The organism is Variovorax sp. FW301-JW7, from assembly GCF_058788795.1.
The window spans coordinates 557,410-583,985 of record NZ_JBYTBC010000001.1 but is presented as its reverse complement, the minus strand read 5'-3'; the positions used below and the strand labels follow the sequence as shown (position 1 = coordinate 583,985).

Genomic DNA, 26,576 nt, shown 5'->3' with positions numbered 1-26,576 from the left:
CAGAAGGAAGAAAAAGGCTTGAACGATTATGTCATTCGGGTTCTGGCGTCGCCGTCGGACATCGACCCGCAAGCCTGGAACGCCCTGCTCGCCGCACAGCCCGAGCCCTCGCCCTTCATGCGCCACGAATACCTCGCGGCGATGCACGACAGCGGCAGCGCCTCGCCCGAGCGCGGATGGACGCCGCAGTTCGTCACGCTGTGGCGCGGTGACATGCTCGAAGCCGCCTGCGCGCTTTACCTCAAGGACCATTCCTACGGCGAGTACGTGTTCGACTGGGCCTGGGCCAACGCCTACGAGCAGCACGGGCTCGCCTACTACCCGAAGGCGGTGGTGGCGGCGCCCTTCACGCCCGTGCCCGGCGCCCGGCTGCTGGCACGCGACGCGCAAAGCCGCACGCTGCTGGTGCAGGCGCTGGTGGCGGTCTGCAAGGAACAGGAACTTTCGTCTTTGCATCTGCTGTTCGGCGCCGACGCCGACATCGCCGCGTGCACCGAAGCCGGGCTGATGCGACGCCACACGGTGCAGTTTCATTGGACGAACACGCAGCCCAGCTACACAGACTTCGACGCCTTCCTGACCAGCCTCTCGCATGACAAACGCAAGAAGATCCGCCAGGAGCGCCGCAAGGTCGCCGAGGCCGGCGTCAGCTTCCGTTGGTCGCGCGGCACCGACATTGCCGCCGCCGACTGGGATTTCTTCTATCGCTGCTACGAGCGCACCTACCGCGAGCACGGCAACCCGCCCTACCTCACGCGCGATTTCTTCCAGCGCATGGCCGACACGCTGCCCGAGGCCTGGCTGCTGTTCGTGGCGGAGCGCGACGGGCGCCCCATCGCGACCAGCCTGATCGCGCTCTCTACCGACGAGGCCCAACCGCTGGTGGCCTATGGCCGCTACTGGGGCGCACTGGAGCGCGTCGATTGCCTGCATTTCGAGGCCTGCTACTACCAGCCGATCGCCTGGTGCATCGCGCACGGTGCGGCACGCTTCGAAGGCGGCGCGCAAGGCGAGCACAAGATGGCCCGCGCGCTGATGCCGGTGCGCACCACCAGCGCCCACTGGCTCGCGCACCCGTCGTTCGCGGACGCGGTCGAGCGCTTCCTCGAGCGCGAGGGCGCGGGCATCGAGAACTACCTGGACCACCTCGGCGAACGCAGCCCGTTCAAGGCGACCTGATCGGCGCAGGAGCACCGGGGGCTGCTATAAAGCCGCCCGGCACTCAAACAACCACACACAACACACAGGGAGCACCGATGCCATTCGTCGGACTGGGACTGCACATCCTCATCGCGCTGTACTTCGCCGTGCATGCCATGCGCCACGGCAAGCAGATGTACTGGCTCATCATCCTCTTCAGCTTTCCGCTGCTCGGCAGCATCGTGTACTTCGTGGTCGAGTACCTGCCGGCCTCGCGCATGCAGCGCACCGCGGGCAAGGTGGCGAACGCGGCCATCGGTTTCATCGATCCCGAGCGCGAATACCGCGCCGCCGCCGAGGCCTACGACCTCGCACCCACGGCGCAGAACAAGCTGCGCCTGGCCAAGGCAGCACTCGACCGCGGCCAGGCGGCCGACGCCGTCGGGCACTACCGCGACGCACTGAAAGGCCCCTTCGCTTCCGACCCCGAACTGCAGTTCGGCCTGGCCAGCGCCCTGGTCGCCGAAGGCAGCCCGGCCTCGGGCCGCGAGGCGCACTTGGCACTGCAGGCCCTGCGTGCCACGCGCGACGACTACCGCAAGGACGAGGTTGCCGTGCTGAACGCCCGCGCGCTCGCCGCCGAGGGCCGCACGCCGGAAGCGCGCGAAGCCTTCGAGACGGCGCTGAACACCTACAACACGGTGGAAACGCGCGCCCGTTACATCGCGTGGCTGGCGCAACAAGGCGACACCGCCGGTGCACGCCGTCAATGGGACGAACTGCAGCAGGCGGCGCGCCACTGGAACTCGCATGCGCGAGGCGTCAACCGCGAATGGATGCGGCTGGCCGGGGATGCGGTCCAGGGCTGACGGCCCGGAGCATCCAGGCCGTCTTTCAAGCGAAAGAAAAAATTACTTCTTGTACGCGGCGATGCCGTCAAGAACTTCCTTCTTGGCGGCTTCGATGCCTTCCCAGCCCAGCACCTTGACCCACTTGCCGGCTTCCAGGTCCTTGTAGTGCTCGAAGAAGTGGCTGATGGCCTTCAGGCGCATCGGGTTCACGTCGTCGACCGACTTCCAGTGGCTGTAGATCGGCAGCACCTTGTCGGTGGGCACGGCCAGCACCTTGCCGTCGACGCCGGCTTCGTCTTCCATCATCAGGATGCCCAGGGGGCGGCAGGGCACGACCACGCCCGGCAGCAGCGGGTACGGGGCGATCACCAGCACGTCGACCGGGTCGCCGTCGCCCGACAGGGTCTGCGGCACGTAGCCGTAGTTGGCGGGGTAGTACATGGCCGTCGTCATGAAGCGGTCCACGAAGATCGCGCCCGATTCCTTGTCGACTTCGTACTTGATCGGGTCGGCGTTCATCGGGATTTCGATCACGACATTGAAGGCGTCGGGGACGTTCTTGCCGGGGGAGACTTTGTCGAAGGACATGACGTTTTTCGAGTAGTTGAAAAGTATGAGACGGATGGGGACAAACCCGGAGTTTACTTTCCGTGTCACGGGCCGGTCGCACGCGTGTGTGTTTTTGCCTGTAAATTGCAACCGTTGGCCAATCGGCTCCGCACCTTCGGTGCAGCGAGCTTCGAGGAAGCAACGCGGCGGAGAACATGGTCCCGTACGCGTTGCGCGCAGGGCCCAGGCTGTCCGTCTCCACAAGTCACAACGAACGAATGGAGAAGCAAAGCATGAGCGGCAACACCCCCCTGATTCTTGCCATCGTCTGCGGCCTGGTGGCCGTAGGCTACGGTTTCTGGGCCCGAAGTTGGATTCTCGCCAAGGACCCGGGCAACGCCCGGATGCAGGAAATCGCCGCGGCCATCCAGGCCGGCGCCTCGGCCTACCTCGCCAAGCAGTACACCACCATCGCAGTGGTCGGCGCGGTGCTCGCGGTGCTCATCGCCCTCTTCCTCGACCTGACCACGGCCGTCGGCTTCGTGGTCGGCGCAGTGCTCTCGGGCGCCTGCGGCTTCATCGGCATGAACGTGTCGGTGCGCGCCAATGTGCGCACCGCGCAAGCTGCGACCAAGGGCATCGGCCCGGCGCTCGACGTGGCGTTTCGCGGCGGCGCCATCACCGGCATGCTGGTGGTGGGCCTGGGCCTGCTGGGCGTGACGGGCTTCTACTGGTTCCTGGCCGGCAGCGCGCCGAAGGCGGACCACAGCCTTGCCGCCATCCTCAATCCGCTGATCGGCTTTGCCTTCGGCTCCTCGCTGATCTCGATCTTCGCGCGCCTGGGCGGCGGCATCTTCACCAAGGGCGCTGACGTCGGCGCCGACCTGGTGGGCAAGGTCGAAGCCGGCATTCCTGAAGACGACCCGCGCAACCCGGCGGTGATCGCCGACAACGTGGGCGACAACGTCGGCGACTGCGCCGGCATGGCGGCCGACCTGTTCGAGACCTACGCGGTGACGCTGATCGCCACCATGGTGCTGGGCGCGCTGATGGTCACGGCGGCGCCGCTGGACGCGGTGCTGTACCCGCTCGCGCTGGGCGGCGTGTCGATCATCGCGTCGATCATCGGCTGCTTCTTCGTGAAGGCGTCGCCAGGCATGGTCAACGTGATGCCGGCGCTCTACAAGGGCCTGGCGGTGGCGGGCATCCTGTCGCTGATCGCGTTCTGGTTCGTCACGAGCTGGATCATTCCCGACAACGCCATTGCCGCCAGCGGCAGCCAGCTGAAGCTGTTCGGCGCCTGCTTCGTGGGCCTGGCGCTCACGGCCGCGCTGGTGTGGGTCACCGAGTACTACACGGGCACGCAGTACAAGCCCGTGCAGCACATCGCGCAAGCGTCGACCACCGGCCACGGCACCAACATCATCGCGGGCCTGGGCGTGTCGATGCGTTCGACGGCCTGGCCGGTGATCTTCGTGTGCATCGCGATCCTGGCCTCGTACTCGCTGGCCGGCCTGTACGGCATTGCAGTCGCTGCCACGTCGATGCTGAGCATGGCCGGCATCGTGGTGGCGCTGGACGCCTACGGCCCGATCACCGACAACGCCGGCGGCATCGCCGAGATGAGCGAGCTGCCCGACAGCGTGCGCGCCGTGACCGACCCACTCGACGCCGTCGGCAACACGACCAAGGCCGTGACCAAGGGCTACGCCATCGGCTCCGCCGGCCTCGCCTCGCTGGTGCTGTTCGCCGACTACACCCACAAGCTGGAAAGCTTCGGGCTGAACATCAGCTTCAACCTGAGCGACCCGATGGTGATCGTGGGCCTGTTCATCGGCGGCCTGATCCCCTACCTGTTCGGCGCGATGGCCATGGAGGCCGTGGGCCGCGCGGCCGGTGCGGTGGTGGAAGAAGTGCGCCGCCAGTTCCGCGAGATCCCCGGCATCATGGAAGGCACCGGCAAGCCCGAGTACGGCAAGGCCGTGGGCATGCTGACCGGCGCGGCCATCAAGGAAATGATGATCCCGTCGCTGCTGCCGGTGGTGGTGCCGATCCTGGTCGGCCTGCTGCTTGGACCGAAGGCGCTGGGCGGCCTGCTGATGGGCACCATCGTCACCGGCCTGTTCGTCGCCATCTCGATGTGCACGGGCGGCGGCGCGTGGGACAACGCCAAGAAGTACATCGAGGACGGCCACCACGGCGGCAAGGGCTCCGAGGCGCACAAGGCGGCCGTCACCGGCGACACCGTGGGCGACCCCTACAAGGACACGGCCGGCCCGGCGGTGAACCCGCTGATCAAGATCATCAACATCGTGGCGCTGCTGATCGTGCCGCTGGTGGTCAAGTTCCACGCCGGCGATGCGGCAGCGGCCGTGCCGACCAAGATCGAGACCCCGCCTGCAGCCACGGCCCCCGCCGCGATGGCGCCAGCGGCCACGCCGGCCGCCACCCTCGCCTCGGCGGCCGTCGGAGCCACCGAAGCCGCAGCGGTCAAGGTCGAGAACGGCATCGTGAAGTTCTACTTCGCGAGCGCCAGCGCCGAAGTCGCGCCCAACGCCAAGGAGGCGCTGTCCGATGTCATCAAGGCCGTGCAGAGCGGCAGCACCGTGCTGGTGAGCGGCTACCACGACGCCAGCGGCGACCCGGCCAAGAACGCCGAGCTGGCCAAGCAGCGCGCCATGGCCGTGCGCGACGCCATCAAGTCGGCGGGCGCGCCCGAAGACAAGATCGAACTCGCCAAGCCCGAGCAGTCGCAGGCCGACGGCCCGGCCTCGGAAGCGCGCCGCGTCGAAGTGAAAGTGAAGTCCTGACATGCCCACGCCCGCCCGGCTCGAAGCCTTCATTGCCGCCGTCGAAGGCGGCGCGCATGCCCAGGTCATCGAAGACTTCTATACCGAAGACGCCACCATGCGCGAGAACCAGGCCGAGCCGCGGCGCGGGCGCAGCACGCTGGTCGCGCAGGAAAGCGCCGTGCTCGCGCGCACCGAGTCGGTGGCATCGACCTGCGTGCGGCCGGTGCTGGTGAATGGCGACCACGTCGGCATCCACTGGATCTTCGAGTTCACGTTCAAGGGCGGCGGGCGCATGCGCATGGAAGAGATCGCCTGGCAGCGCTGGGACGGCGAGCGCATCGCCGAAGAACAGTTCTTCTACGACCCGGCGCAGCGCAAGCCGGGCTGAGGATGCCCCGCCTGGACCGCGCGATCCGGGCTGGTTTTATGCAACATTTTCGATGTAACATTGAAACTGTCACATGAACGCATCCACCGCCACGTCCGATTCCACCGCTTTGCAGGACCTCTCCATCGAGGCCCTGGCGGCGCGCACGGGCGTCACGGTCCGCAACATCCGCGCCTACACCACGGGCGGCCTGCTGCCGCCGCCGCGGCTGCAGGGCCGGCTCGGCCTGTACGGCCCCGACCACGTCCAACGCCTGGCGCTGATCCGCGAACTGCGCGAACAGGGCTTCGGCATCGAGGCGATCCGCCGCATCTTCACGCGCGCGCCGGCCGCCACCTGGCCCGACCTGCTGGCCGTGGCCCGCTCGGTGTCGGGCAGCCTGTTCGCCGAAGAAACGCCCGTGGTGGTGTCGGCCCAGGCGCTGGCCACCAAGTGGCAGGGCCAGATGACGCCCGCCCTGCTCGGCCGCGCCACCCGCGCCGGCCTCATGCGCGAACTGCCCGACGGCCAAGTGCAGGTGCTGAGCCCGGCGCTCGGCCAGGTCGCCGAGCAGCTGGCCGCGCTGGGCCTGCCGCTCGAAGCGGTCATCGGCATGCAGGAAACCATGGTCCGCACGCTGCGCACCGTGGCGCGGCGCTGGCTGCGCACGCTGGCCGACAGCCTGCTCTCCGGCGACACCCTCGATGCCGGCCGCGCCGCGCAGCTGCTCGAGAAAGCACGGCCGCTGGCCACCGGGGCGGTGCAGGCCGCCTTTCCCGTGATCCTGCAGCAGGAGCTCGACGCCCTGCTGCACAAGACCGCCTGATGCCGATGACACGACCTCGCCTCGCCCTTCTTCCGTCCCTGCTGCTGTTGCCGGCCTTCCTCGGCGGCGCGGCTTTCGCGCAGCAGCAGGCCCGCGGCGACACCTCCAGCACGCTGGCGCTGAGCTTCGACGCCGCGCGCCAGCGCATGGTCGAGCGCTCCGACAAGCTGGCCGCCGCGCGCATCGCCGTCGAGGCCAAGGAACTGCAGAGCGAAGGCGTCAAGCGCCTGGGCGGGCCGGTGGTCAGCATCTCGGGGCTGGCCTATGCGTACAACGCGAACCTGAACCTCGACCTCGATCCGCTCAACCAGAAGCTCGGCCAGATCGGCTCGTCGCTGCCGCCGTCGATCCAGAGCTTCGTCTCGCGCGTGCCGATTCCGCAGCTGCCCAACAGCTACACGCTGAACCGCCACGACACCGGCGCCAACGCCTCGGTGTCGGCCGTGTGGCCGCTCTACCTGGGCGGCGCGACCGACGCGGTGCGCGGCTTCGTCTCGGCGCAGGCGCGCGAAGCCCAGGCCGATGCCGAGCAGGCCGGCCACGAGGTCGACACGCTGCTGGTGCAGCGCTACTTCGGCGCCCAGCTCGCGCAGCGCGCCGCCACGCTGCGCCTGCAGGCCGAGCGCACCATCGCGCAACACGACGCGGCGGCGCAGAAGATGCTCGCGGCCGGTGTGATCTCGCGCGTCGAGCGGCTGCAGGCCAGCGCCGCGTATGAAGAAGCGCGCCGCAACGCCCGCAAGGCCGAGAACGACGCCGCGCTGGCGGGCGTGGCCCTGGCGCGCACGGTTCGCGCCGAGGGCAGCGTCACGCCGCAAACGCCGCTGTTCCTCATCAGCGCGCCGATCGAACCGCTCGGCCACTTCATCGATGCGGCGCTCACGCGGCATCCGGGCCTGGGCAAGGTCGCGGCCAAGAAGGCGCAGGCCGAGCAGCTGCACGAAGGCGAAGAGGCCCTGCGCCGCCCGCAGGTCATCGCCTTCGGCACGCGCGAGATCAAGAGCGGCAACGCCGACTGGGTGGCCGGCCTCGGCGTGCGCTGGACGCTGTACGACTCGGTCGACCGCAACGCGCTGTCGGCCGCCTCGCACAAGCAGGTCGAACAGGCCGAGCGCACCGACCTGCAGGCGCGCAGCGACATCTCGCTGCTGGTCGAACGCAACTGGCGCGCACTGGACAACGCGCGCCGCCAGTACCTCGAGATGAAGGTCTCGGTCGAGCTCGCACAGGAGGTGGTCAAGCTGCGCACCGCCGGGCTGCGCGAAGGCACCAGCACCACGCTCGACCTGATCGACGCCGAGACCAACCAGGCCAAGGTGCTGACCGAACGCGCGCAGGCCGCCAACGACTACGTGCAGGCGCTCGCGCAGCTGCTCGAGAGCGCGGGCCTGTCCGAGACTTTTTCCGACTACATCGCGCGCGCCGACGTGAAGGTGAACTGACCATGATGAGTGCCAAGACCCGCCGACTGATCGCCATCGCCGCCGCACTGCTCGTGCTGGTGCTGCTCGCCTGGGGCTTCTGGCGCGCCGCGCAGCCGGCGCCCGAGGTGTTCCAGGGCCAGATGGAAGCGCGCGAGACCGACGTGGCCGGCAAGGTCACGGCCCGCATCGCCGAAGTGGCCGTGAAGGAAGGCGACCGCATCCAGGCCGGCGCCCTGCTGGTGCGCATGGACAGCCCCGAGGTGCGCGCCAAGCTGGCGCAGGCCACCGCCGCCGAGCAGGCCGCGCAGGCCGTGGCCGACAAGGCGCAGAACGGCGCCCGCCCGCAAGAAATCGAAATGGCGCGCATGCAGTGGCAGCGCGCCGAGACCGCCGCGCAGCTCGCACAGACCTCGTTCCGCCGCGTCGACGGCCTGGCGCGCGACGGCCTCGTGGCCGACCAGAAACGCGACGAGGCCGAGGCCAACTGGAAGGCCTCGCGCGACGCCGCCGTGGCCGCCAAGGCGCAGTACGACATGGCGCGCACCGGCGCCCGCCCCGAAGACAAGGCCGCCGCCAGCGCGCAGGCACGGCAGGTGGCCGGCGTGGTCGCCGAAGTGGAAGCCGCCAAGGCCGAGACCGAGCTGCGCAGCCCGGTCGGCGGCGAAGTGGCCAAGGTGCTCGCCAAGGTCGGCGAGCTCTCGCCGCAGGGCGTGGCCGTGGTCACGGTGGTCGACCTGAACGACCAGTGGGTGGTGCTCAACGTGCGCGAAGACCGCCTGGCCCGCTTCGCGCTCGACAAGGAATTCGACGCCCGCCTGCCCGCCCTGCCCGAGGACCGGCGCACCGCCCGCTTCAAGGTCTACTACAGCGGCGTGCTGCCCGACTTCGCCACCTGGCGCGCCACGCGCGGCGGTGCCGGCTTCGACGTGCGCACCTTCGAGGTCCGCGCCCGGCCGCTCAAGCCGATCGAAGGCGCGCGCCCCGGCATGAGCGTTCTGGTCGACTGACGCCGCGCCCGCCATGAGCCTGCGCGGCTTTTCCACCGCCAGCGCCCGGCGCGAATTCGCGCTGCTGCGCACGCGCCCGTGGGACCTGGCCATGATCTCGTGGGTGCCGCTGCTCGCGGTGTTCCTGATCTGGTGGATCTTCTCGGCCGGCCTGCCCGAGCGCCTGCCGATCGGCGTGCTCGACCAGGACCACTCCGCCCTCTCGCGCCAGCTGGTGCGCTTCCTGGACGCCACGCCGGGCCTGCGCGTGGCGCAGCAGTACGCCGACGAAGGCGAGATGCAGCGCGCGCTCACCAGCGGCGCCGTCGATGCGGCGGTGCAGCTGCCGCGCGAGCTGAGCCGCGACGTCAAGCAGGGCCGCGTCGGGCAGGTCGTGCTGCTGCACAACGCGCAGCTGGGCACGCATTCGAGCCTGATCCAGCGCGACGTGCGCACGGCCGTCGCCACGGTGTCGGCCGGCGTCGAGCTCGCGGTGCGCAACAAGCGCGGCGAGTCGATGAAGGCCGCGCGCGTGAGCATGGACCCGGTCAAGGCCAGCATGGTGGCGCTGTTCAACACCTCCACCGACTACGAGCAGTTTCTCGGCGCCGCGCTCATTCCCGCGCTGCTGCACATCCTCGCGATGACGGCCGGCGCCTGGGCCGTGGGCCGCGAGCTGCGCGACCGCAGCCTGGGCGGCTGGCTCGGCGCCGCGCCGCGCTGGCCTGAGGCGCTGGCCGCGCTGGCTGGCAAGCTGATGTTGCCGTTCGCGAGCCTGTCGGCGGTGGGTCTGGCCGCCATGCTGTGGATCACGGCGGGCCGCGGCTGGCACCCCGTCGGCTCGGTGGGATGGACGCTGTTCGCGCTGATGGTGTTCCTGGCGCTGTCGATCGCGCTCGGCGCCTTCGTGGCCAGCCTCACGCGCTCGTTGCGCACCGCGCTGTCGGCCACCGGCTTCATCACCGCGCCGGCCTTTGCGTTCGGCGGCGTGGGCTTTCCGCTGGTCGCCATGCCGGTGCTCGCACAGCTGTGGGCCGGCTTGCTGCCCTACACGCACTACATCCGCGTGCAGATGGAGCAGCTGCAGATGGGCGCGCCCCTGGCCTACTCGGCCGCCACGCCGCTGTGGATGGTGGTAGGCACTGCCGTGCTGCTGGCCGTGTCGGCGACGCTGCTGGTGCGTGCGGCCGCGGCGCCCGAGACGTGGGGAGGCCGCTGATGACTACGCGCATCCAGGGCTTCGCCGCCGCCTGGCGCGACACCACTTTCGGCGTGCTGCGCGACAAGGGCGTGCTGCTGATCATGCTGCTCGCGCCCATCATCTACGGCTTCTTCTACCCGTGGCCCTACGGCACGCAGGCCGTCACTCGGGTGCCGGTGGCGGTGGTCGACCAGGACCACAGCGGGCTGTCGCGGCAGATCGCGCGCTTCGCGATGGCCAGCCCGCGGCTGGATGTGCGCATGGTCACGTCCGACGTGCACGAGGCACAGCAGGCGCTGTGGCGCGGCGAGATCGAGGGCTACGCCCTGCTGCCAAAGGACCTCAAGCGCAACGTGCTGCGCGGCACGCCGGCGGTGGTGAGCATCGAGGGCAACGGCGCCTACGCGCTGCTGAACAAGGCGGTGCTGTACGGCTTCTCCGAAGCGGTGGGCACGGTGTCGGCCGGTGTCGAGATCCGCAAGCTGCAGGCCGGCGGCCAAAGCGCGGTCCAGGCCGCGCGCAGCCGCAGCCCGCTCAACACGCAGCTGGTCGCTCTGTTCAACCCGACCGAGGGCTACGGCAGCTACGTGGTGCCGGCGGTGGCGCTGCTGATCCTGCAGCAGACGCTGCTGATGGGCGCCGCAATGCTGGCCGGCACCTGGGCCGAGGCTGGCCGGCTGCGTGCGGGCATGGGCGCGTGGCTGGGGCGGCTGGGCGCGCTGTCGGGCTTCGGCGTGCTGAGCGGCCTGTTCTATTTCGGCTGGGTGTTCTTCCTGCAGGACTACCCGCGCGGCGGCAATCCGTTCGCCGCGCTGGTGCTGCTGCTGTTCTACGTGCCGGCGATCTGCGTGCTCGGCCTACTGCTGGGCTGCTGGTTCCGCGACCGCGAGCGTGCGTTGCAGGTGCTGCTCTTCACTGCGCTGCCGATGGCCTTTCTCTCGGGCTTCTCGTGGCCTGTCGAGGCCCTGCCAGCGCCGCTGCAGGCGCTGCGCTGGCTGTTCCCCAGCACGGCGGGCATCCAGGCCTCGCTGCGACTCAACCAGATGGGGGCGCCGCTGCACGACGTGCTGCCGTACCTCGGGGCGCTGGCAGCGATGGTGGTGGCGGGACTGCTCGTGCTGTGGGCCGCGGCCACGCCGCGCCAGAACGAGCGCGACTAGCGTCGGCTGTCCGCCGCCACGGCGCGCACCAGCCGCGTGGCCGGTGCCACCAGCTCGCGCAGGTCGCCCACGCGGTCCTGCTCGATGGCCTGCAGCACCAGTTCGTTGATGCCGCCTACCACCGTCATCGCCATCTGGCTGCTCATGTGCGCCGCGGGCACCTCACCTGAATCGCTGCTGTTGATCGCCACCTGGATGAAGTTGGCGATCTCGCCGTTCACGCGCCGCCGCGCCGCCAGGCCCGGCAGGCCCAGCCCGAGGATCTCGACGAACAGCGTGCGCAGCAGCACCGGGTCCTGGGCGAGGTAGTCCATGTAGGCGGTCATCGCCTGCTCCACCTGCGTGTGCCAGGGCTGGGCCGGGTCGAAGGCCTCGCTCACGGCCTGCAGGCCGAGCCGGCTGGCCGTTTCGTACAGCGCGATCAGGCACTCGGTCTTGGTGCTGAAGTGCTCGTAGAACGTGCGCCGCGACACCGCCGCCTCGCGCACGATGTCGGCGATGGTGGTGTCGGCGTAACCCTTGGCCGCCACGGCATGCGCCATGCCCTGCAGCAGCCGCGCGTAGTGCTCGCTGGGCGCGCCTTCGGCGGCATCGGGCGTGGCGGTTTTGTCGATCGTGGCAGTCATGTGCGATTCATTTTCCTACGCCTTGGTACTTGACAGTACCAGTTCACAATTGCACCATGGCGGCACGCGGTACGGATCTGTACCAACCATTGTGCCCACGACCTCAGGAATTGCCCCCATGACCGAACTCGTAGTCCGCCGCCTGCTGATCGATCTGCAACCGCCCTTCTCGCGCGACTGGTGCGGCGGCGATGCCTTTTCGACGGCTTTCTTCAACGCCCTGTCGATGAGCTTCCCCTTCGGCGAGCAGTTCTTCATCGACGCCGTGCGCGACGCCATGGCCACGCTGCCGCCCGAGGTGCAGGAGCGCCACCGCGCCGACGTGCGCGGCTTCATCGGCCAGGAGGCGACGCACCGGCGCATCCATTCGCTGTTCAACGCGCACCTGGAGCAGCAAGGCCTGGTCGACCGCTGGACCGCGCGCGCCAGCCAACGCATGGAACTCATGGACGGCGCCGATCCGCGCCACGCGCTGGCCGTGACGGCCGCCACCGAGCACTTCACGGCCATGTTCGCCGAGTGGCTGCTGGCCCGCCCCGAGATCCTGGACGGCGCCGAGCCCCGACTGCGCACGATGTGGCTGTGGCACAGCGCCGAAGAGCTGGAACACAAGAGCGTGGCCTTCGACATCTACAAGGCCGCGGGCGGCTCCGACGAATGGCGCACGCGCTGGTTCCGCCGCGTGACGGTGATGTTCCTCGGCGACCTGATGCGCCAGACGGTCGACAACCTGCGGCATGAAAAGCAACTGTGGAAGTGGGCCACCTGGAAGAGCGCCGCGCGCATCCTGCTGGGCCGCGGCGGCCTGCTGCGGGGCAATCTCGCGGGCTGGCGCCAGTACCTGCGCAGCGACTTCCATCCCGACCAGCAGGACAGCAGCCTCTCGGCGCGCTGGCTGGCCGACAACGGCGCGCAGTTCACGCCCGTGGGCGCGCCTGCGGCAACGTCGGCCTGAGTTCGTCAGCCGGGGTCAGTAGATGCTGGCGCGGTGCGGGCTCAGCGCCCCCGCCTGCGTCGGCTGCCCGTCGGCGCGCATCGTGAGGTCGTGCAGCGTGTCGAAGTCCGACGGCGCATCGGGCACGCGCATCACCACCTCGAGTTCGTGCATGGAGGCCACCCAGCGGCCAGCCGGCGATTCGGCCGGTTCGTCGTTGGCGAACACGCCGTCGCGGATATAGAGCGTTTCGCCTTCTGGGCGCTCGCCGTGCAGCTCGATCAGGCGTGCGATCGAGAAGTTGTAGGTCACGAGTTTTTCGCGCGTGCGGCGGTCCTTGCCGCCGCAGTTGAACGAGCCCTCGGCCGCGATCACGATGCAGGAGCCGTCCACCCCGCCGTCGATGGCGATCTCGTTGCCCGAGCGCCAGATGGCGTTGGGCAGGCGCACGCGGACCTTGTCGATCACGAGGTCGCGTTGTTTGTTGAGAGCACCCAGCGGCGGCACCAGCGAGCGCAATTGACGCAGGCGCTCGGCGAAGTTGTCGTCCATGAGGAATTCGACATGGTGCGTGGCGCTGCCGGACGAGCGCTTGACGACCTGCATGACGACGTGACGTGGCTTGTTCACAGCTCAGGCCCTCCACGCAGAGAAAAATCCACGCCCGCTGCGGGGCACCGATCGCCTTCTTGCTGGATTTGAGTGGTCATCGGCTACAAATTAGAACTTTAGATTAAATGCAATTACTTGCATCATTTGTGTCCAACTGTATATCGATTGCGACCGGGATGGAAGGCAATCGACGACATGCCGATGAGGCCATGTCGCCAACGCGACGCGGCGCCGTGCTAGGCGCTCAGCTCGACGATGCTTCGGCCTCGAGGGCCTCGTCGAGCGCCTTGCACGAAGGCGCGCAGACGGTCTGCGACTTGCCCAGCACCTGACGCGTGCGCAGCTGCGAACGCACGCGGTGCTTGCCGCACATGAAGCAGGACATCGTGGCCCCGCTGAACGACGCCGAGGCGCGGAACGGCGAACCCGGCGCCTTCGATTTGTAGCGCAGCCCGTCCGCCACCACTGCCGTTTTCACTTCACCCTTGGCCATGCATCTTGTCCTTGTTCGATTCGTCACCGCGCATGGCGCGGGCAATGGCTTCCTTGGCAGCGCCTTCGGCGGCCAGGGAAACGTCCAGCGCCGAGCGGCAAAGGCCGGCGTGCTGGTAATTCATATTTTCGTAGACCTCGGAGGCGGCCGGATAGGCATCGAGCAACTGGCCCAGTTCGGCACCGGGCTCGACGTCTTCGAATTCATGCACCAGGTGCTCGACCACCGAGCGGTACTGCTCGGCGCCAACCGGCACGGCGCTGTGCTCAAGCCTCTCCAGCAGTTGAGCCAGCACGTGGGTCACCGCCAGATCGGTCTTGGGGGACGGATTTCGGGTCGTGTTCATGGTTTGCATGTGGGGACAGCATACCCCTATGCAAGGGGCGGGTCCCGCGGAAGTGTCTCTGCCGACATGGCTTCCTGCGCCGCGCGCATGCGCTGGAGCAGGCTGTGAAGCATTTCGGTCGACAGGCCGTGGATCACCAGCCGGTGCCCGGCCCGCAAAGTCGACAGTGGCACCAGCGGATGCTTGTTGTTGACCAGGATCAGGTGCTCCGGCGCGTTCAGGATCGTCGCCGCGTAGATGCCGATGGTTTCGTCCAGTTGCAAGGAGTTGGCGGCGCGCCAGAAATCGTTGTCGGTCAGCATCAGCTGGTACAGCGGCGTGAACAGCTCGATGGCGCTTTGCAGGTCGAGAAAATTGAGCTTGCCCTGGGGCATGTCTTCCAGCCGCAGCGCCGGCGGCTGGATCATCGAGAAATCGACCTGCTCGGCCTTGCACAGCGCCAGCCCCTTGTCGCGCAATGCAGTGTTCAGCCGGATCACGAAGTTGAACAAATTCAGGTCATGCTTCAGGAACATCTCGTCCTTCAACGCGTCGATGTCGGCCGGCTCCAGCGGCGACGTGCCCACGGGCGCGGGCGAGTTGCGACCGATGAAGGCCAGCACCTGCGAGCCCAGGTGAAAGTGCCGCAGGATCAGCCAGTTGGCCTCGGGCGACACGAAGCGCTTGAGCCCCCACGCCAGAAAGCGGTGCAGCAGCATCGAGTGCGACCAGTTGCGCGGCACGAACACCTTCACGATCTGGATCAGGATGATCGTCAGCCGCGCGATCGGCCGCAGGAACGGCAGCAGGTACTGGCGCGAGGCCGAGCTCGAATCGGCCAGCCACGCCGCCTTCACGTCGTCGGGCAGCGGCGTGCTCTGGTCGAGGTACAGCGCCAGCCAGGGGCTGGGGTCGCGCTCGTCGTGCGCCTGCGTCAGGAAATCAGGTGTTCGATCCATGGGGCATTCGTTCGGTGATGTGCTGGAACTGCATCAGGTACAGCGCGGCCGTGTGGCGCGCGGTGTCGGCAATCTGGCGGGCGGCGCGGGCTTGGCCTTCCACGGCCATCACCATCTCGACCGCGGCGAGCCAGCGGTTCAGGTGGTGCTCGTCGTTGTGGCCGTGGTATTCGAGGAAACGGAAGGCTTCGGGCGGCAGCTTCAGGCTGGCTTTCAGCAGCGGCAGCAGCGCCGGCACGATGCGCTGGCCCGTGCCTTCGATGATGTAGATCGCGCCCAGAAGGCCGATCGGGTCGCGCGTGGCGGCCAGCCCGTGCAGGTAGGCGTTGAGCGCCTCGCCGCCGGGGTTGCGGCGCAGTTCGTCGATCGACTCGACCGTGCCGCCGGCCTTGCGGTAGTCGCTGAAGAGGATGTTGAAGTCGTTCTGCTCCTCGCCCGCGTGCACGTCGATCAGCGACGACAGCATGCGGTACGGCTCGCTCAGCGAGGCGGCGCCTTCGCGCATCCACAGGCTGCCTTCGCGCACCTGCGGCACCCACTGTTCCATCCAGTTCAGGTAGTCGGGCACGGCGAAACGGCGCTCGCGAATCTGGCGGATCAGCGGCGTGCGCCACACGCGCGAGCGGTAGTCGTGCCAGATGGCGGCCAGCTCGGTCAGCAAGGCGCCCAGGCCCTCGGGCGCAGCGGCCGGGTCGTGCGGCGGCGCAATGACGAGGTCGTCGTCGGGCGCCACCGCCGCCGCAGCGCGGGACGCGATCACGACGGGCGCCGCATCGACGGCCTCGACCTCGAGCAGCATGTACGCCGCCATGAAGCGCCCCGACTCCGGCACGTAGCAGAAGATCTGCTCGCCCGGCTTCAGCGCCTTGGTGTGCAGAAACTCCGCCAGCATCACGAGGATCGATGCCGCGCCCGTGTTGCCGCGCCACGCGAGGTTGCTCCACCAGCGCTCGCGCGGAATCGCCAGGTCGGCCTTGGCCATCAGGTCTTCGACCACCGGGATGAATTTTTCGGATGAGTAGTGGCACAGGAAATGGTCGACCCGCTTCGGATCGACCCAGCCGTCGCGCACCAGGCCCGCGTACTCGTGGATGCCGATGTCGAACAGGTGCGGCAAGAGGCGGATGTCCTGGCGCAGCGACAGCGCGCCGGCCGCTTCGGCCTCGGCCCACGAGCCGAAATCGAGGTGACCGCGCGCGCGGTCTTCGGTCAGGCCCAGCTGCATGCACACCGGGTAGTCGCCCGAAAAGGCGCGCTGGTGCACCCACTTCAGCTTCAGACGCAGCCCCGGCTTGCCGGCCAGCGCGGGCGCGCCGTCGGACAGCAGCAGCGCGCCCGCGCCATCGGACAGCATCCAGCGCAGGAAGTGCGAGTCGAAGTCGGTCTCGTAGCCGCGCGCGGCAAAGCGCGAGCGCTTGAACAGGCGCGACGGCATTTCGCTGGCCACCGCCAGCGCCGAGCGGTGTGCGCCCAGCTCGATGCCCTGCGCCGCCGTCTGGATCGCCGACACGCCGGCCGCGCAGATGCCGTGCACCGAATGCGTTTCCATCGGCTGCGCCGCCAGTTCGCCCTGGATCATGTTGGCGAAGCCGGGCATCAGCGTGTCGCCGCCCGAGGAGCCGCTGGCCAGCAGCGACACGCGCGACAGCTCGGCGCCGCCACGCTGCAGGCAGTCGCGGATCGCACCGGCCGCCAGCTGCGCGTTGGTGTGGCGTGTCACGCCTTCTTCGTCGATCGCGTAGTGCCGCGTGAGGATGCCGTTCTCGGCCAGGATGCGGCGCTTGATGCGCTCCGACATGCGGTTGAGCGGCGCGATATACGCGTCCATGCGGTCGTTGGGAACAGGCTCGCCGGGCATGAAATAGCCGGCGCTTTCGAGGTACACGCGTTGGAATGAAACGGGCATGGGTTCAGGCAATAGGTGAATCGGGAGGCATCAGCGAGCGGCTGCGAAAACGCGGCCACACGGTCCCCAGCACGAAGATGCGCACCATGTACGGCACCAGCCCGCCCTCGTTGAGCGCGGGTGCCACCTGCGCGCGGTAGCGCGTGTGATGCAGGTGCGTGAGCTCGGACCAGTGGGCATGCGGGTTCTCGTGGTGTGCGGTGTGCAGGCCGATGTTGAACAGCAAGGGGTTCACCAGCCCCTCGAAATTGCGCGCGTAGTTCAGCTGGCTACCGCGGGTATCGCCGGATGCCTCCTTGCGCGGCGTCCTGCGGCCGTCGGCGTGCGCGTGCTGCAGGTAGTTGGTGGCCAGCAGCCAGTGCAGGCCGTGCAGTTGCGGCACGATCACGAAGATCAATGCCTTGCGCCAGTCGATCGCCAGCAGCACGCTCCAGCTGGCCAGCCACAGCGCGTACTGCGCCATGCAGTAACGCCAGGCGCCTCGGTGGTGCTGGTGCAGGCGCGCGAGCCAACCGAAGAACACCGGCATCAGCACCCACACGGCCTGGAACGGGTGCAGCAGATAGCCCCACAGGTGGTTGGTGTCGCCGCCGAAGCGGTAGGTGCGCGCCACGTCCTTCGGCCCGTGGCGGTGGCGGTGGTGGTTGGCCACGTGCGCGGGCCAGAAGACGAAGGTCGGATGGCCCTGCAGCAGCGTGATCCAGAAGTCGGTGAGCCGGTTCATGCGTCGACCGCGCCACATGCGCAGGTGCACGTGGTTGTGGTGGATCACGCCGATGCCGAGCGTGAGGAACAGCATCAGCGCATACAGCACCACCTGGAAGCCGTGCACCCACTGCCACGCCGCCAGCGCGGGCAAGGCGACGAGGTACGCCAGGCTTTGCCAGTCGCGCCAGTGGCGCAGCCGCGGCAGCCGATGGCGCGCGTCAGGCCGTCGTGGCGCCATGCTTCTTTCGAAACGCCTGGAACAGCGGCTCGGCCGCGTCGGCCGCGATGCGCGTGCGGAACAGCCGGTCCATGAAGGTGAATTGAAAGCCGTAGTTGCCGTTGTGCACGGCATGGTGCAGGTGGTGCCGGCGGCTCGCGGCGAACCAGTGGCTGTACGACACGCCGGGCACGAAGTCGTAGTTCGAATGCCCGACGCAGTTGAAGAACAGGCTGAACACCGGCACCGACGCCAGCGACCAGAAGCTGAAGTCGTGCAGCACCATCGGCAGCAGGATCACGTTGCCGAGCATCAGCGCCTCGATCGGGTGAAAGCTGTAGGTGGCCCACGGCGTGGTCACGAACGAACGGTGGTGGGGCCCGTGGAAGCGGCGCAGCCAGCGCGTGTGCAGCAGCCTGTGGTTGAGCCAGAAATGCACGTCGTTCCACACCGCGAGCACGAGGATCTCGACGCCGATGCGGCGCCAGCCCGCGTCGGGCTCGAGTCGCGCCCAGCCCAGCTGCAGCAGCCCCCAAGGAAACACCATGCCCAGTCCGAAGATCAACACCGAGATGCCCGACTGTGTGAGTTCACGCCGCAACTGGCCGGGCTGCAAGGGCCGAGGGTCGAGCGCGCGCCCGATGCCCAGCGCCGGCAGCACGCGCTTCGTGAGCAGCCAGGTGAGCGCGCCGAAACCCAGGTAGATGCCGCCGAAGAACAGCAGGCCCCACAGCATGACCTGCGGAGCCGAAAGAGAAGTGAAGGTCTGCGCCATCCCCCGAGGCTACAACAGCATCTCGGGCACCAGCGGGGAGATCAGGGTGTTGTACAGGCGCTGGAAGAAACCCGACTCGGGTTCCGAGGTGAGGATCATCTCTTTCTCGCCGTCGTTCGTGAGCCATTCGAGCGTGCCGCCCTCCTTCGACAGCCGCAGCCGGTAGGAGTTCTGCAGCTTGCTCACGTGGATGATGCGCAGCATCTCGCGCGCCAGTTGCGGGTTGTCGACCACCACGCCCATCTCGGTGTTCTGGCTGGCCGAGCGCGGGTCGAGGTTCATCGAGCCGATGAAGATGCGCGTCTTGTCGATGGCGGCGGTCTTGGCGTGCAGCCGGCCCAGCGAGTTGCCGAAGCTGCCGAAGCGCATGCTCGCGGTGGTGCGTTGCGGGCTCAGCTCGTACAGGTCGGCGCCGCCTTTCAGCAGGCGCTCACGGTAGCGCGCGTAGCCGGTGTGCACCAGCGGCTCGTCGTTGGCGGCCAGCGAATTGGTCAGCAGCGTGAGCTTGACCTTGCGTTTGGCCAGGTCCTCGAAGGCCGCCATGCCGCGCTCGCCGGGCACGAGGTAGGGCGAGGTCAGGTCGACCTCGGTCTTGGCGTCGAGCAGCAGCGCCCAGACCTTCATGGTCACGCTGGTGGCGATGGCGTCTTCGGCCGTCAGGGTCGTGGGCTTGGAGGGCGGGTCGGCGATGGCGCGGGCCTCGCCCCACAGCAGGCCCATGCGGCCGCCGTCGAGCTCTTCGGCGATGGGGCCGTAGCCGAGGATGTCCGAGGGCGGCAGCACGACCTTCGGCGGCGGGCCCGACATGCCGATCTCGGCGTCGAAGGTGGCGGCGCCCGCCTCCGCGCGCACGATCTCGGCGATGGGCCAGACCTGGTCGCTGTTCCAGTAGGCGTCGAAGATGCTCTCGAGTTGCGGCACCACCTTGCCGACCACCAGCGCATCCATGTCGATGAAGTTCTGCGCCTCGCTCAGCACGAAATACTCGTCGGCGATGTTGCGCCCGCCCACCACCGCCATCGCGCCGTCGGCAATGAAGAGCTTGTTGTGCATGCGGTGGTTGAGCCGGTGGATGTCGAAGATCGACACCACGAAGCGCGAGAGAAACCCGTCGCGCGCGCAGCAGAACGGGTTGAACAGGCGCACCGACACATTCGGCGTTTCGGACAGCGCCAGCAACAGCTGCTGGCTCTTCACCGTGTACAGGTCGTCCACCAGCACCCGCACCTTCACGCCACGTGCCGCCGCCTCGCGCAGCGTGCGCAGCAGCAGCCGGCCGGTGGCGTCGTTCTCGAGCTGGTAGTACTGCACCACCAGCGAGTGCTCGGCGCGCTGCGCGAGCTGGATGCGCGCGTCGAGCGAGTACACGCCCAGCGGCATCAGCCGGAAGCCCGAATGCTCGCCGGGCGGCGTGGAGGCCGCGGCGATCTTCGCGAGCGCGGTGCCCGGGTCGGCCGCGGCGGCGTGTTCGGCCGGGCGTTCGCGCGCCGGCGGCAGCGAGCCGCACGCGCCGAGCAATGCCAGCAGCACGCCGGCCAGCGCCGTGCGCAAGAAAGACCGGGCCCAGGCATTCATGATCGGATTCCTCTTGTCGTTGTGGTTGCCATTGCCCTGATGTACGCCGCCACGCCCGCCGCGGTTTCAGCGAGGACCCATTTCGCAAGGCACCGTCCTAGAATTCGGTTCACTTCGCTTCGGAGTTACATCATGGCCCGATCGCTCCTTTTGCGCACCGCTTTGTGGGCCGCGGCCCTCGCCGCCGGGGTACCCACTGCCCACGCCGCACTCGACATCGGCGATCCCGCGCCCAAGTTCACGGCCACGGCCGCGCTCGGCGGCAAGACCTTCCGCTACTCGCTGGCCGAGGCGCTGGCCAAGGGGCCGGTGGTGTTGTACTTCTTTCCAGCGGCCGACTCCAACGACTGCTCCATCGAGGCCCATGCCTTCGCCGAGGCGGTCGACCAGTTCGCCGCGCTCGGGGCCACGGTGATCGGCGTCTCGGCCGATGACATCGACACGCTGTCCAAGTTCTCGGTCAAGTCATGCCAGAGCCGCTTCCCGGTGGCCTCCGACCAGGGCAAGACCGTGATCCAGGGCTTCGACGCGCTGATGCAGACCCGGCCCGACTTCGCCAACCGACTGTCGTACGTGATCGCGACCGACGGCAAGGTCGCCTACTACTACCAGAACCTCAACCCCGACAAGCACGTCGAGCGCATGCTGAACGCCGTGCGCGCGCTGCCCAAAGCCACCGCGGCGAAGTAAGGCGGGCCGGCCGGGGCGCCACGCGCGGGGCGGGCTTCGCGCAAAATCTCGCCCCATGCAGCTCAACTACATCGCCAACGCGGACGTTCCCTCCGCCTCCGGCCGCACCCTCCCCGTCATCGACCCGTCGGACGGCCAGCCTTTCGACGAGATCCAGCGCAGCAACGCCGCCGACATCGACGCCGCCGTGCGCGCCGCGCGCGACTGCTTCGAGGGCGTGTGGCACAAGGTCAGCGCCGCCGACCGCGGCCGCCTGCTCTTCAAGCTCTCGCAGAAGATCGCCGAGCACGTCGACGAGCTCGCGCTCATCGAGCAGCGCGACTGCGGCAAGCCCGTCAAGCAGGCCCGCGCCGACGCCGTGGCGCTGGTGCGCTACTTCGAGTTCTATGCCGGCGCCTGCGACAAGCTGCACGGCGAGACCATTCCCTACCAGGACGGCTACAGCGTCTTCACCTGGCGCGAGCCGCACGGCGTCACGGGCCACATCATTCCGTGGAACTACCCGATGCAGATCTTCGGGCGCAGCGTGGGCGGCGCCCTGGCGGCCGGCAACGTGTGCGTGGTCAAGCCGGCCGAAGACGCCTGCCTGTCGCTGATCCGCGTGGCGCAACTGGCGGCCGAGGTCGGCTTTCCGGCCGGCGCGCTCAACATCGTGACCGGTTACGGCCATGAAGTGGGCGACGCGCTCGCGCGCCACGAAGGCATCGACCACATCAGCTTCACGGGCAGCCCGAAGATCGGCACGCTGATCCAGCAGGTGGCGGCCGAACGGCGCTGCCCCGTCACGCTCGAGCTGGGCGGCAAGAGCCCGCAGATCGTGTTCGCCGACGCCGACCTGGACGCGGTGATTCCCGTGGTGATCAACGCCATCGTGCAGAACGCCGGCCAGACCTGCTCGGCGGGTTCGCGCGTGCTGATCCAGCGCGACATCTACGAGCCCCTGCTCGAGCGCCTGGGCCATGCCTTCGAAGCCCTGCGCGTGGGCCCCGCGGCGATGGACCTCGACGTCGGTCCGCTGATCCGCCAGACGCAGCAGCAGCGCGTGTGGGACTTCTTGAGCGACGCGCAGCACGCCGGCATCCCGATGGTGGCGCAGGGCGTGGTGGTCGAGGAAGCGCCCGAGACCGGCTTCTACCAGGCCCCGACCCTGCTGCGCGACGTGCCCGTGGGCCATCGCCTGGCGCAGGAAGAAGTGTTCGGCCCCGTGCTCGCTGCGATGCAGTTCGCCGACGAGGACGAAGCCGTGGCGCTCGCCAACGCCACCCAGTTCGGCCTCGTGGCCGGCGTCTGGACGGCCGATGGCGCGCGCCAGTTCCGCATGGCCCGGCGCGTGAAGAGCGGCCAGGTGTTCATCAACAACTACGGCGCGGGCGGCGGCGTCGAACTGCCGTTCGGCGGCGTGAAGTCGTCGGGCTACGGTCGCGAGAAGGGCTTCGAGGCCCTGTACGGCTTCACGACCCTGAAGACCATCGCCGTCAAGCACGGCTGAGGCTGACGACGCCGCGCCCGGGCGTCAGCCCAGCGCGGTGTCCAGCAGCATCATCAGCACGAAGCCGATCATCAGCCCGCTGGTCGCGTAGGCCTCGTGCCCCTTGCGGTGCGATTCGGGAATGATCTCGTGGCTGATCACGAACAGCATCGCGCCTGCCGCGAAGCCCAGCCCCCAGGGCAGCAGCATCGCCGAATGTCCCACCACCGCCGCGCCGAGCACGGCACCGAGTGGTTCGACCAAGCCCGAGGCCATGCCGATCAGCACCGCGAACAGGCGGCTGTAACCCGCCGCCAGCAGCGCCACGGCCACCACCAGCCCCTCGGGCACGTCCTGGATCGCGATGCCGGTGGCGAGCGCGTCGGCGCGCACGCCGTTGTTGGCCGCGTAGCCGACGCCGATGGCCAGGCCCTCGGGCACGTTGTGCAGCGCGATCGCGAACACGAAGAGCCAGGTGCGGCGCAGCTGCCGCCCGCTCTGCCCTTCGCGGCCCTTGATGAAATGCTCGTGCGGCAGCACGCGGTCCATGGTCATGAGCACCAGGCCGCCCAGCAGGATGGCCGTGCCGATCACGCCGCCGGCCGCCCAGTCGCCGCCGCCGAAGACGCCCGTCGACTTGGCGGCATCCAGCCCGGGAATGATCAGCGAGAAGGCGCAGGCCGCGAGCATCACGCCGGCGCCGAAGCCGAACAGCGTGTCCTGCAGCTTGTCGGGCAGCTTCTGCGAGAACAGCACCGGCAGCGTGCCCAGCGCGGTCGCCAGCGCCGCCACCGAACCGCCGCGCAGCGCGTTCCACACCAGCGGGTCGGCGCGCACGAAGGACCAGAACTGCGACGCCAGCGCCAGCGCGCCGGCCGCGACGATGGCAAAGCCGATCCATTCGCGCAACGGGCGCGGCGACCTCGGCGGCGGCGCCGTGGCCACCGTGCCCTGCGGCGTGTCGTTCATGGGCGGGCTCCTCTTCGGTTCATCAGCCGCCGGTCGCGGCGGCATGGCGGCGGGCCACTTCGGCCCAGTTCACCACGTTGTAGAAGGCCGCGATGTACTCGGGGCGGCGGTTCTGGTACTTCAGGTAGTAGGCGTGCTCCCACACGTCCAGGCCCAGGACCGGGGTCTTGCCCGAGCCGACGCCGCGCATCAGCGGGCTGTCCTGGTTGCCGCTGCTTTCCACGGCGAGCTTGCCGTCGGCACCGACGACCAGCCAGGCCCAGCCGCTGCCGAAGCGCGTGAGCGCGGCCTTAGTGAAGGCGTCCTTGAAGGCGTCGAAGCCGCCCAGGTCGGCGTCGATGGCCTTTGCGAGCGAGTCCGCAGGCGCCCCGCCGCCGCCCTCGCCCACGGGGGCCATCACGGTCCAGAACAGGCTGTGGTTGGCGTGGCCGCCGCCGTTGTTGCGCACGGGGGCGCGCAGCGCCTCGGGCAGTTCCTCGACGCCGGCGACGAGGGCTTCGACCGGCGTGTCCGCATGCGGCGTGTCTTTCAACGCCGCATTCAGGTTGTTCACGTAGGTCTGGTGGTGCTTGCCGTGGTGGATCTCCATCGTCTGCGCGTCGATGTGGGGTTCGAGCGCGTCGAAGGCATAGGGCAAGGCTGGCAGGGTGTACGGCACGGTTGGGAAGCTCCTTGTTGGAAGAGAGCCCTTTGCGTGGTGCTTGTGCTGCGTACTCAGGCGTTCAAATGATAGTAATTCTCATTGTCTGCTGAAGCGCGCCGCGATAAGTGCGCTCAGATCGGTGCGATAAGTCTGCCCTGATCCGGTTACGCCCGCTGCAAAGGAATTGCCGGGAAGGAAAGACAGGCGTCCACCGAACGATGAGCCCGCGGCAACGGCGTCATCGAAGTCGCTGGCGCGCAACCCGATGCCGGCGAACTGGGACCCCGAGTCCGGTCCTCCCCACGTCTTCTAGTGGCAATTGGCGCGGCTCAAAGGTGTCCCAGCGGCCCGGCTTCGATCTCGCCCGCCTCGCGCAGCAAGCCCTCATAGAGGCCGCCCAGTGCCCCCATGATCAGCCCTCCATGGAATGGCCAGATGGTGCCCAGGGCGTCGTTTGCAGCTTGAAGCAAGTTCTGAATCTTGGCCAGAGGGATGACGACTTCGTCCTTCATGTGCACCTTGAGGGCCTCGTCACCGCCACCATCCGGCGTGTACCAGTCGTAGGAGTACCTCGACCAAGTGTGCTTCATCTCCACCGCAAGGATCTCCGCCACCACCGAGCGGACAGCGTCAGGAACGATGCCGACCTGCAAGGCCTTGGTCATCGCCTCCAGATCGGCAAGCAACTCGCCAAGGCCGTGCCAACCTTCCGCTCGTTTCGCTTGGTTTTTGCTGGGGAAACGGGGGCGCGGGCGGCCGAGCTTCTCCCGATACTTCTGAACGTCGATCCCGAGTTGCAGCGGGGCCTTGATCAGCAGTTCGGCCGAGTGACGCTGGAGAAAGAAGATCGGCAGGCCGTGGTGGTCCAACGTCTTCTTCTCCCGAGCGGCGGTCAACAGGGTATTGGCCGCGAGCAGGTAGGCCTGGCCATAGTTCGGCGCCCGAAATCCGCCGAGCCTTGCGATACCCGCAGCCAGATCCTTTTCGGTTTGCTCGGCCGATTTCCCCCAGAACAAGACTCCAGCAGGTTCGCTGGCACCGGTGAAGTACAGGTCGTCGGGAAACTTCGCCATGGCGCTCCTTAAAAAAGGCCTGCGGGCTCGGCCTCACGATCCCAACTGTAGATGATCAGTTCCTGGCGCTCCGCCCGGTTGGCACCTCCGCCCACGGTGTAGTCGATGGCCAGGCTCTCCATCCCGAAGCCCTCGAAGCACCGCCGAATATCCGGGTGGTCGTTGAGGCTGATGATGGCCTTGCCCTTGATCTGGCGCAGCTTGGTGGCCATCAGCTCGTACTGGCTCCACTCGAAGGGCACGCCGTAGCCCTCGGTCTGCCAGTACGGCGGGTCCATGTAGAAGAGCGTGTGCGGCCGGTCGTAGCGGTCCAGGCAGGTGGCCCAGTCGAGCTGCTCGATGTAGGCGCTGGCCAGGCGCAAGTGAGCCGCGCTGAGGTTCTCCTCGATGCGCAGCAGGTTGATCGCTGGCGCGGTGGTGGCCGTGCCCCAGGTCTGTCCCTGGACGCGGCCACCGAAGGCCTGCTGCTGCAGGTAGAAGAAACGCGCGGCCCGCTGCACGTCGGTCAGCACCTCGGGCGGTGTGACCTACGGTTTCTTCGGCCCGGGGCTGGTGAAGCAGGCCTACAACGCGGCCAACCTGGCGGACGGCGATCCGACCAACGCCGAGTTCTCGCAGCGCCTGGCCAAGCTGCCGCTGGCCTACCAGCCCGGCACGACCTGGGACTACAGCTACTCCACCGACATCCTGGGCCGCGTGGTCGAGGTGGTGTCGGGCCAGTCGCTGTACCAGTTCGAAAAGGCGCGCCTGTTCGACCCGCTGGGCATGAAGGACACCACGTACTACGTGCCCGAGCCCGCGCGCCAGCCGCGCATCGCCGAGCCGCTGCCGAGCGACCGCAGCTTCGGCGTGGGTGCCGACCTGAACGACCCGCGCATCGCGCGCAAGCTCGAATCGGGCGGCGGCGGGCTGGTGTCGACCGCGTCCGACTACGCGCGCTTCCTGCAGATGCTGCTCAACGGCGGCACGCTCGACGGCACGCGCTACCTCGGCCCGCGCACGCTGGCGCTGATGACGAGCGACCATTCGAACGCTGGCGCCGGCATCGTGCCCGGCCCGCTGTACCTGCCGGGCCCGGGCTACGGCTTCGGCCTGGGCTTCGCGGTGCGCCGCAACGATGGCGAGGCGCCCTACCCGTCCGGCGGCGGCGAGTACAACTGGGGCGGCGCGGGGGGCACCTACATGTGGGTCGATCCGAAGAACGAGCTGTTCGTGGTGCTGATGCTGCAATCGCCCAAGTACCGCACCCACTACCGAAGCCTCGCGCGCAACATGGTCTATGCGGCAGTGCTGAAGTAGCCCGCATG

26 protein-coding genes and 1 pseudogene are annotated in these 26,576 nt (G+C 68.4%); 13 read left to right on the top strand and 14 right to left on the bottom strand.

What is annotated here, in order from left to right:
• The first annotated feature begins 18 nt into the window (after positions 1-18).
• Both AC3WQM_RS02520 and AC3WQM_RS02515 read left to right on the top strand, forming a co-directional pair.
• Complete coding sequence (locus AC3WQM_RS02520; RefSeq protein WP_492676824.1) at positions 19-1,179, top strand: GNAT family N-acetyltransferase; 1,161 nt, start codon at positions 19-21, stop codon at positions 1,177-1,179.
• Positions 1,180-1,256: 77 nt separating this feature from the next.
• Positions 1,257-2,009 (top strand): hypothetical protein, encoded by a 753-nt coding sequence (locus tag AC3WQM_RS02515; protein ID WP_492676823.1) that lies wholly within the window; start codon positions 1,257-1,259, stop codon positions 2,007-2,009.
• 42 nt (positions 2,010-2,051) lie between these two features.
• Here the strand turns inward: AC3WQM_RS02515 and ppa are convergent, their stop codons facing one another.
• Positions 2,052-2,579 carry an inorganic diphosphatase gene (ppa, locus tag AC3WQM_RS02510; RefSeq protein WP_492676822.1) on the bottom strand — a complete coding sequence of 176 codons (528 nt, stop codon included), beginning with the start codon at positions 2,577-2,579 and terminating at the stop codon, positions 2,052-2,054.
• A 254-nt stretch (positions 2,580-2,833) separates the two neighbouring features.
• Between ppa and AC3WQM_RS02505 the strand changes: the two genes are divergently transcribed.
• From AC3WQM_RS02505 to AC3WQM_RS02475, 7 genes are all read left to right on the top strand, one after another.
• Positions 2,834-5,350, top strand: coding sequence for a sodium-translocating pyrophosphatase (locus AC3WQM_RS02505; protein ID WP_492676821.1), 2,517 nt, complete (start codon positions 2,834-2,836; stop codon positions 5,348-5,350).
• Position 5,351: 1 nt separating this feature from the next.
• Positions 5,352-5,720: a nuclear transport factor 2 family protein gene (locus AC3WQM_RS02500; RefSeq protein ID WP_062481424.1), complete on the top strand. Its 369-nt coding sequence runs from the start codon at positions 5,352-5,354 to the stop codon at positions 5,718-5,720.
• Between the two features lie 73 nt (positions 5,721-5,793).
• Positions 5,794-6,525 carry a MerR family transcriptional regulator gene (locus AC3WQM_RS02495; RefSeq protein WP_492676820.1) on the top strand — a complete coding sequence of 244 codons (732 nt, stop codon included), beginning with the start codon at positions 5,794-5,796 and terminating at the stop codon, positions 6,523-6,525.
• Between the two features lie 5 nt (positions 6,526-6,530).
• On the top strand, positions 6,531-7,967 hold the full coding sequence (locus AC3WQM_RS02490) for a TolC family protein (protein ID WP_492676819.1): 1,437 nt from the start codon (positions 6,531-6,533) through the stop codon (positions 7,965-7,967).
• 2 nt (positions 7,968-7,969) lie between these two features.
• Complete coding sequence (locus AC3WQM_RS02485) at positions 7,970-8,956, top strand: HlyD family secretion protein (protein ID WP_492676817.1); 987 nt, start codon at positions 7,970-7,972, stop codon at positions 8,954-8,956.
• A 13-nt stretch (positions 8,957-8,969) separates the two neighbouring features.
• Positions 8,970-10,154 (top strand): ABC transporter permease, encoded by a 1,185-nt coding sequence (locus AC3WQM_RS02480; protein WP_492676815.1) that lies wholly within the window; start codon positions 8,970-8,972, stop codon positions 10,152-10,154.
• Positions 10,154-11,296 (top strand): ABC transporter permease, encoded by a 1,143-nt coding sequence (locus AC3WQM_RS02475; RefSeq protein ID WP_492676813.1) that lies wholly within the window; start codon positions 10,154-10,156, stop codon positions 11,294-11,296. The genes AC3WQM_RS02480 and AC3WQM_RS02475 overlap by 1 nt, the downstream gene beginning before the upstream one ends.
• Here the strand turns inward: AC3WQM_RS02475 and AC3WQM_RS02470 are convergent.
• Entirely contained in the window at positions 11,293-11,922 is a 630-nt protein-coding gene (locus AC3WQM_RS02470; RefSeq protein ID WP_062473073.1) for a TetR/AcrR family transcriptional regulator, read from the bottom strand. The two genes, AC3WQM_RS02475 and AC3WQM_RS02470, sit on opposite strands and share 4 nt — an antisense overlap.
• 118 nt (positions 11,923-12,040) lie before the next feature.
• Here AC3WQM_RS02470 and AC3WQM_RS02465 point away from each other — a divergent pair, with 118 nt between their 5' ends.
• Entirely contained in the window at positions 12,041-12,877 is an 837-nt protein-coding gene (locus AC3WQM_RS02465) for a metal-dependent hydrolase (RefSeq protein WP_070060929.1), read from the top strand.
• Positions 12,878-12,892: 15 nt separating this feature from the next.
• On the opposite strand, the gene AC3WQM_RS02460 is transcribed toward AC3WQM_RS02465, so the two are convergent.
• The 8 genes from AC3WQM_RS02460 to AC3WQM_RS02425 all read right to left on the bottom strand — a co-directional run bounded on the left by AC3WQM_RS02460 (position 12,893) and on the right by AC3WQM_RS02425 (position 20,426).
• On the bottom strand, positions 12,893-13,486 hold the full coding sequence (locus tag AC3WQM_RS02460; RefSeq protein WP_099789886.1) for a hypothetical protein: 594 nt from the start codon (positions 13,484-13,486) through the stop codon (positions 12,893-12,895).
• A gap of 226 nt (positions 13,487-13,712) precedes the next feature.
• Positions 13,713-13,961 (bottom strand): hypothetical protein, encoded by a 249-nt coding sequence (locus AC3WQM_RS02455; protein ID WP_056580179.1) that lies wholly within the window; start codon positions 13,959-13,961, stop codon positions 13,713-13,715.
• Complete coding sequence (locus AC3WQM_RS02450; protein ID WP_159276639.1) at positions 13,948-14,316, bottom strand: hypothetical protein; 369 nt, start codon at positions 14,314-14,316, stop codon at positions 13,948-13,950. The genes AC3WQM_RS02455 and AC3WQM_RS02450 overlap by 14 nt, the downstream gene beginning before the upstream one ends.
• 17 nt (positions 14,317-14,333) lie before the next feature.
• Positions 14,334-15,245 (bottom strand): DUF6999 family protein, encoded by a 912-nt coding sequence (locus AC3WQM_RS02445; protein ID WP_492676812.1) that lies wholly within the window; start codon positions 15,243-15,245, stop codon positions 14,334-14,336.
• Positions 15,229-17,151 carry an iron-containing redox enzyme family protein gene (locus AC3WQM_RS02440; protein ID WP_492676810.1) on the bottom strand — a complete coding sequence of 641 codons (1,923 nt, stop codon included), beginning with the start codon at positions 17,149-17,151 and terminating at the stop codon, positions 15,229-15,231. The genes AC3WQM_RS02445 and AC3WQM_RS02440 overlap by 17 nt, the downstream gene beginning before the upstream one ends.
• A gap of 4 nt (positions 17,152-17,155) precedes the next feature.
• Positions 17,156-18,097 (bottom strand): fatty acid desaturase family protein, encoded by a 942-nt coding sequence (locus tag AC3WQM_RS02435; protein ID WP_492676808.1) that lies wholly within the window; start codon positions 18,095-18,097, stop codon positions 17,156-17,158.
• Complete coding sequence (locus AC3WQM_RS02430; protein WP_307693011.1) at positions 18,078-18,851, bottom strand: sterol desaturase family protein; 774 nt, start codon at positions 18,849-18,851, stop codon at positions 18,078-18,080. Before AC3WQM_RS02430 ends, AC3WQM_RS02435 begins: the two co-directional genes overlap by 20 nt.
• 9 nt (positions 18,852-18,860) lie before the next feature.
• On the bottom strand, positions 18,861-20,426 hold the full coding sequence (locus AC3WQM_RS02425) for a phospholipase D family protein (protein WP_492676806.1): 1,566 nt from the start codon (positions 20,424-20,426) through the stop codon (positions 18,861-18,863).
• A gap of 132 nt (positions 20,427-20,558) precedes the next feature.
• Here AC3WQM_RS02425 and AC3WQM_RS02420 point away from each other — a divergent pair, with 132 nt between their 5' ends.
• Positions 20,559-21,116 (top strand): peroxiredoxin, encoded by a 558-nt coding sequence (locus tag AC3WQM_RS02420; protein WP_492676805.1) that lies wholly within the window; start codon positions 20,559-20,561, stop codon positions 21,114-21,116.
• Between the two features lie 55 nt (positions 21,117-21,171).
• Complete coding sequence (locus tag AC3WQM_RS02415) at positions 21,172-22,605, top strand: aldehyde dehydrogenase family protein (RefSeq protein WP_492676803.1); 1,434 nt, start codon at positions 21,172-21,174, stop codon at positions 22,603-22,605.
• 24 nt (positions 22,606-22,629) lie between these two features.
• Here the strand turns inward: AC3WQM_RS02415 and AC3WQM_RS02410 are convergent, their stop codons facing one another.
• The 4 genes and pseudogenes from AC3WQM_RS02410 to AC3WQM_RS02395 form a co-directional block, all read right to left on the bottom strand.
• Positions 22,630-23,553: a ZIP family metal transporter gene (locus tag AC3WQM_RS02410; RefSeq protein ID WP_492676802.1), complete on the bottom strand. Its 924-nt coding sequence runs from the start codon at positions 23,551-23,553 to the stop codon at positions 22,630-22,632.
• Positions 23,554-23,575: 22 nt separating this feature from the next.
• Positions 23,576-24,211 (bottom strand): superoxide dismutase, encoded by a 636-nt coding sequence (locus AC3WQM_RS02405; RefSeq protein ID WP_492676800.1) that lies wholly within the window; start codon positions 24,209-24,211, stop codon positions 23,576-23,578.
• 314 nt (positions 24,212-24,525) lie between these two features.
• Complete coding sequence (locus AC3WQM_RS02400) at positions 24,526-25,269, bottom strand: hypothetical protein (RefSeq protein WP_492676798.1); 744 nt, start codon at positions 25,267-25,269, stop codon at positions 24,526-24,528.
• A gap of 8 nt (positions 25,270-25,277) precedes the next feature.
• A pseudogene (locus AC3WQM_RS02395) lies at positions 25,278-25,793 on the bottom strand (DNA adenine methylase); the annotation flags it as partial.
• Here AC3WQM_RS02395 and AC3WQM_RS02390 point away from each other — a divergent pair.
• Positions 25,792-26,568, top strand: a complete 777-nt coding sequence (locus tag AC3WQM_RS02390; protein WP_492676797.1) for a serine hydrolase domain-containing protein — start codon at positions 25,792-25,794, stop codon at positions 26,566-26,568. The pseudogene AC3WQM_RS02395 and the gene AC3WQM_RS02390 overlap by 2 nt on opposite strands.
• The last annotated feature ends 8 nt before the right edge of the window (positions 26,569-26,576 follow it).

Coding starts and splice junctions, on each gene's coding strand:
- AC3WQM_RS02515 (WP_492676823.1), top strand. CDS start 1,257: ATGCCATTCGTCGGACTGGGACTGCACATCCTCATCGCGCTGTACTTC.
- ppa (WP_492676822.1), bottom strand. CDS start 2,579: ATGTCCTTCGACAAAGTCTCCCCCGGCAAGAACGTCCCCGACGCCTTC.
- AC3WQM_RS02505 (WP_492676821.1), top strand. CDS start 2,834: ATGAGCGGCAACACCCCCCTGATTCTTGCCATCGTCTGCGGCCTGGTG.
- AC3WQM_RS02500 (WP_062481424.1), top strand. CDS start 5,352: ATGCCCACGCCCGCCCGGCTCGAAGCCTTCATTGCCGCCGTCGAAGGC.
- AC3WQM_RS02495 (WP_492676820.1), top strand. CDS start 5,794: ATGAACGCATCCACCGCCACGTCCGATTCCACCGCTTTGCAGGACCTC.
- AC3WQM_RS02490 (WP_492676819.1), top strand. CDS start 6,531: ATGACACGACCTCGCCTCGCCCTTCTTCCGTCCCTGCTGCTGTTGCCG.
- AC3WQM_RS02485 (WP_492676817.1), top strand. CDS start 7,970: ATGATGAGTGCCAAGACCCGCCGACTGATCGCCATCGCCGCCGCACTG.
- AC3WQM_RS02480 (WP_492676815.1), top strand. CDS start 8,970: ATGAGCCTGCGCGGCTTTTCCACCGCCAGCGCCCGGCGCGAATTCGCG.
- AC3WQM_RS02475 (WP_492676813.1), top strand. CDS start 10,154: ATGACTACGCGCATCCAGGGCTTCGCCGCCGCCTGGCGCGACACCACT.
- AC3WQM_RS02470 (WP_062473073.1), bottom strand. CDS start 11,922: ATGACTGCCACGATCGACAAAACCGCCACGCCCGATGCCGCCGAAGGC.
- AC3WQM_RS02465 (WP_070060929.1), top strand. CDS start 12,041: ATGACCGAACTCGTAGTCCGCCGCCTGCTGATCGATCTGCAACCGCCC.
- AC3WQM_RS02455 (WP_056580179.1), bottom strand. CDS start 13,961: ATGGCCAAGGGTGAAGTGAAAACGGCAGTGGTGGCGGACGGGCTGCGC.
- AC3WQM_RS02450 (WP_159276639.1), bottom strand. CDS start 14,316: ATGCAAACCATGAACACGACCCGAAATCCGTCCCCCAAGACCGATCTG.
- AC3WQM_RS02445 (WP_492676812.1), bottom strand. CDS start 15,245: ATGGATCGAACACCTGATTTCCTGACGCAGGCGCACGACGAGCGCGAC.
- AC3WQM_RS02440 (WP_492676810.1), bottom strand. CDS start 17,151: ATGCCCGTTTCATTCCAACGCGTGTACCTCGAAAGCGCCGGCTATTTC.
- AC3WQM_RS02435 (WP_492676808.1), bottom strand. CDS start 18,097: ATGGCGCCACGACGGCCTGACGCGCGCCATCGGCTGCCGCGGCTGCGC.
- AC3WQM_RS02430 (WP_307693011.1), bottom strand. CDS start 18,851: ATGGCGCAGACCTTCACTTCTCTTTCGGCTCCGCAGGTCATGCTGTGG.
- AC3WQM_RS02425 (WP_492676806.1), bottom strand. CDS start 20,426: ATGAATGCCTGGGCCCGGTCTTTCTTGCGCACGGCGCTGGCCGGCGTG.
- AC3WQM_RS02420 (WP_492676805.1), top strand. CDS start 20,559: ATGGCCCGATCGCTCCTTTTGCGCACCGCTTTGTGGGCCGCGGCCCTC.
- AC3WQM_RS02415 (WP_492676803.1), top strand. CDS start 21,172: ATGCAGCTCAACTACATCGCCAACGCGGACGTTCCCTCCGCCTCCGGC.
- AC3WQM_RS02410 (WP_492676802.1), bottom strand. CDS start 23,553: ATGAACGACACGCCGCAGGGCACGGTGGCCACGGCGCCGCCGCCGAGG.
- AC3WQM_RS02400 (WP_492676798.1), bottom strand. CDS start 25,269: ATGGCGAAGTTTCCCGACGACCTGTACTTCACCGGTGCCAGCGAACCT.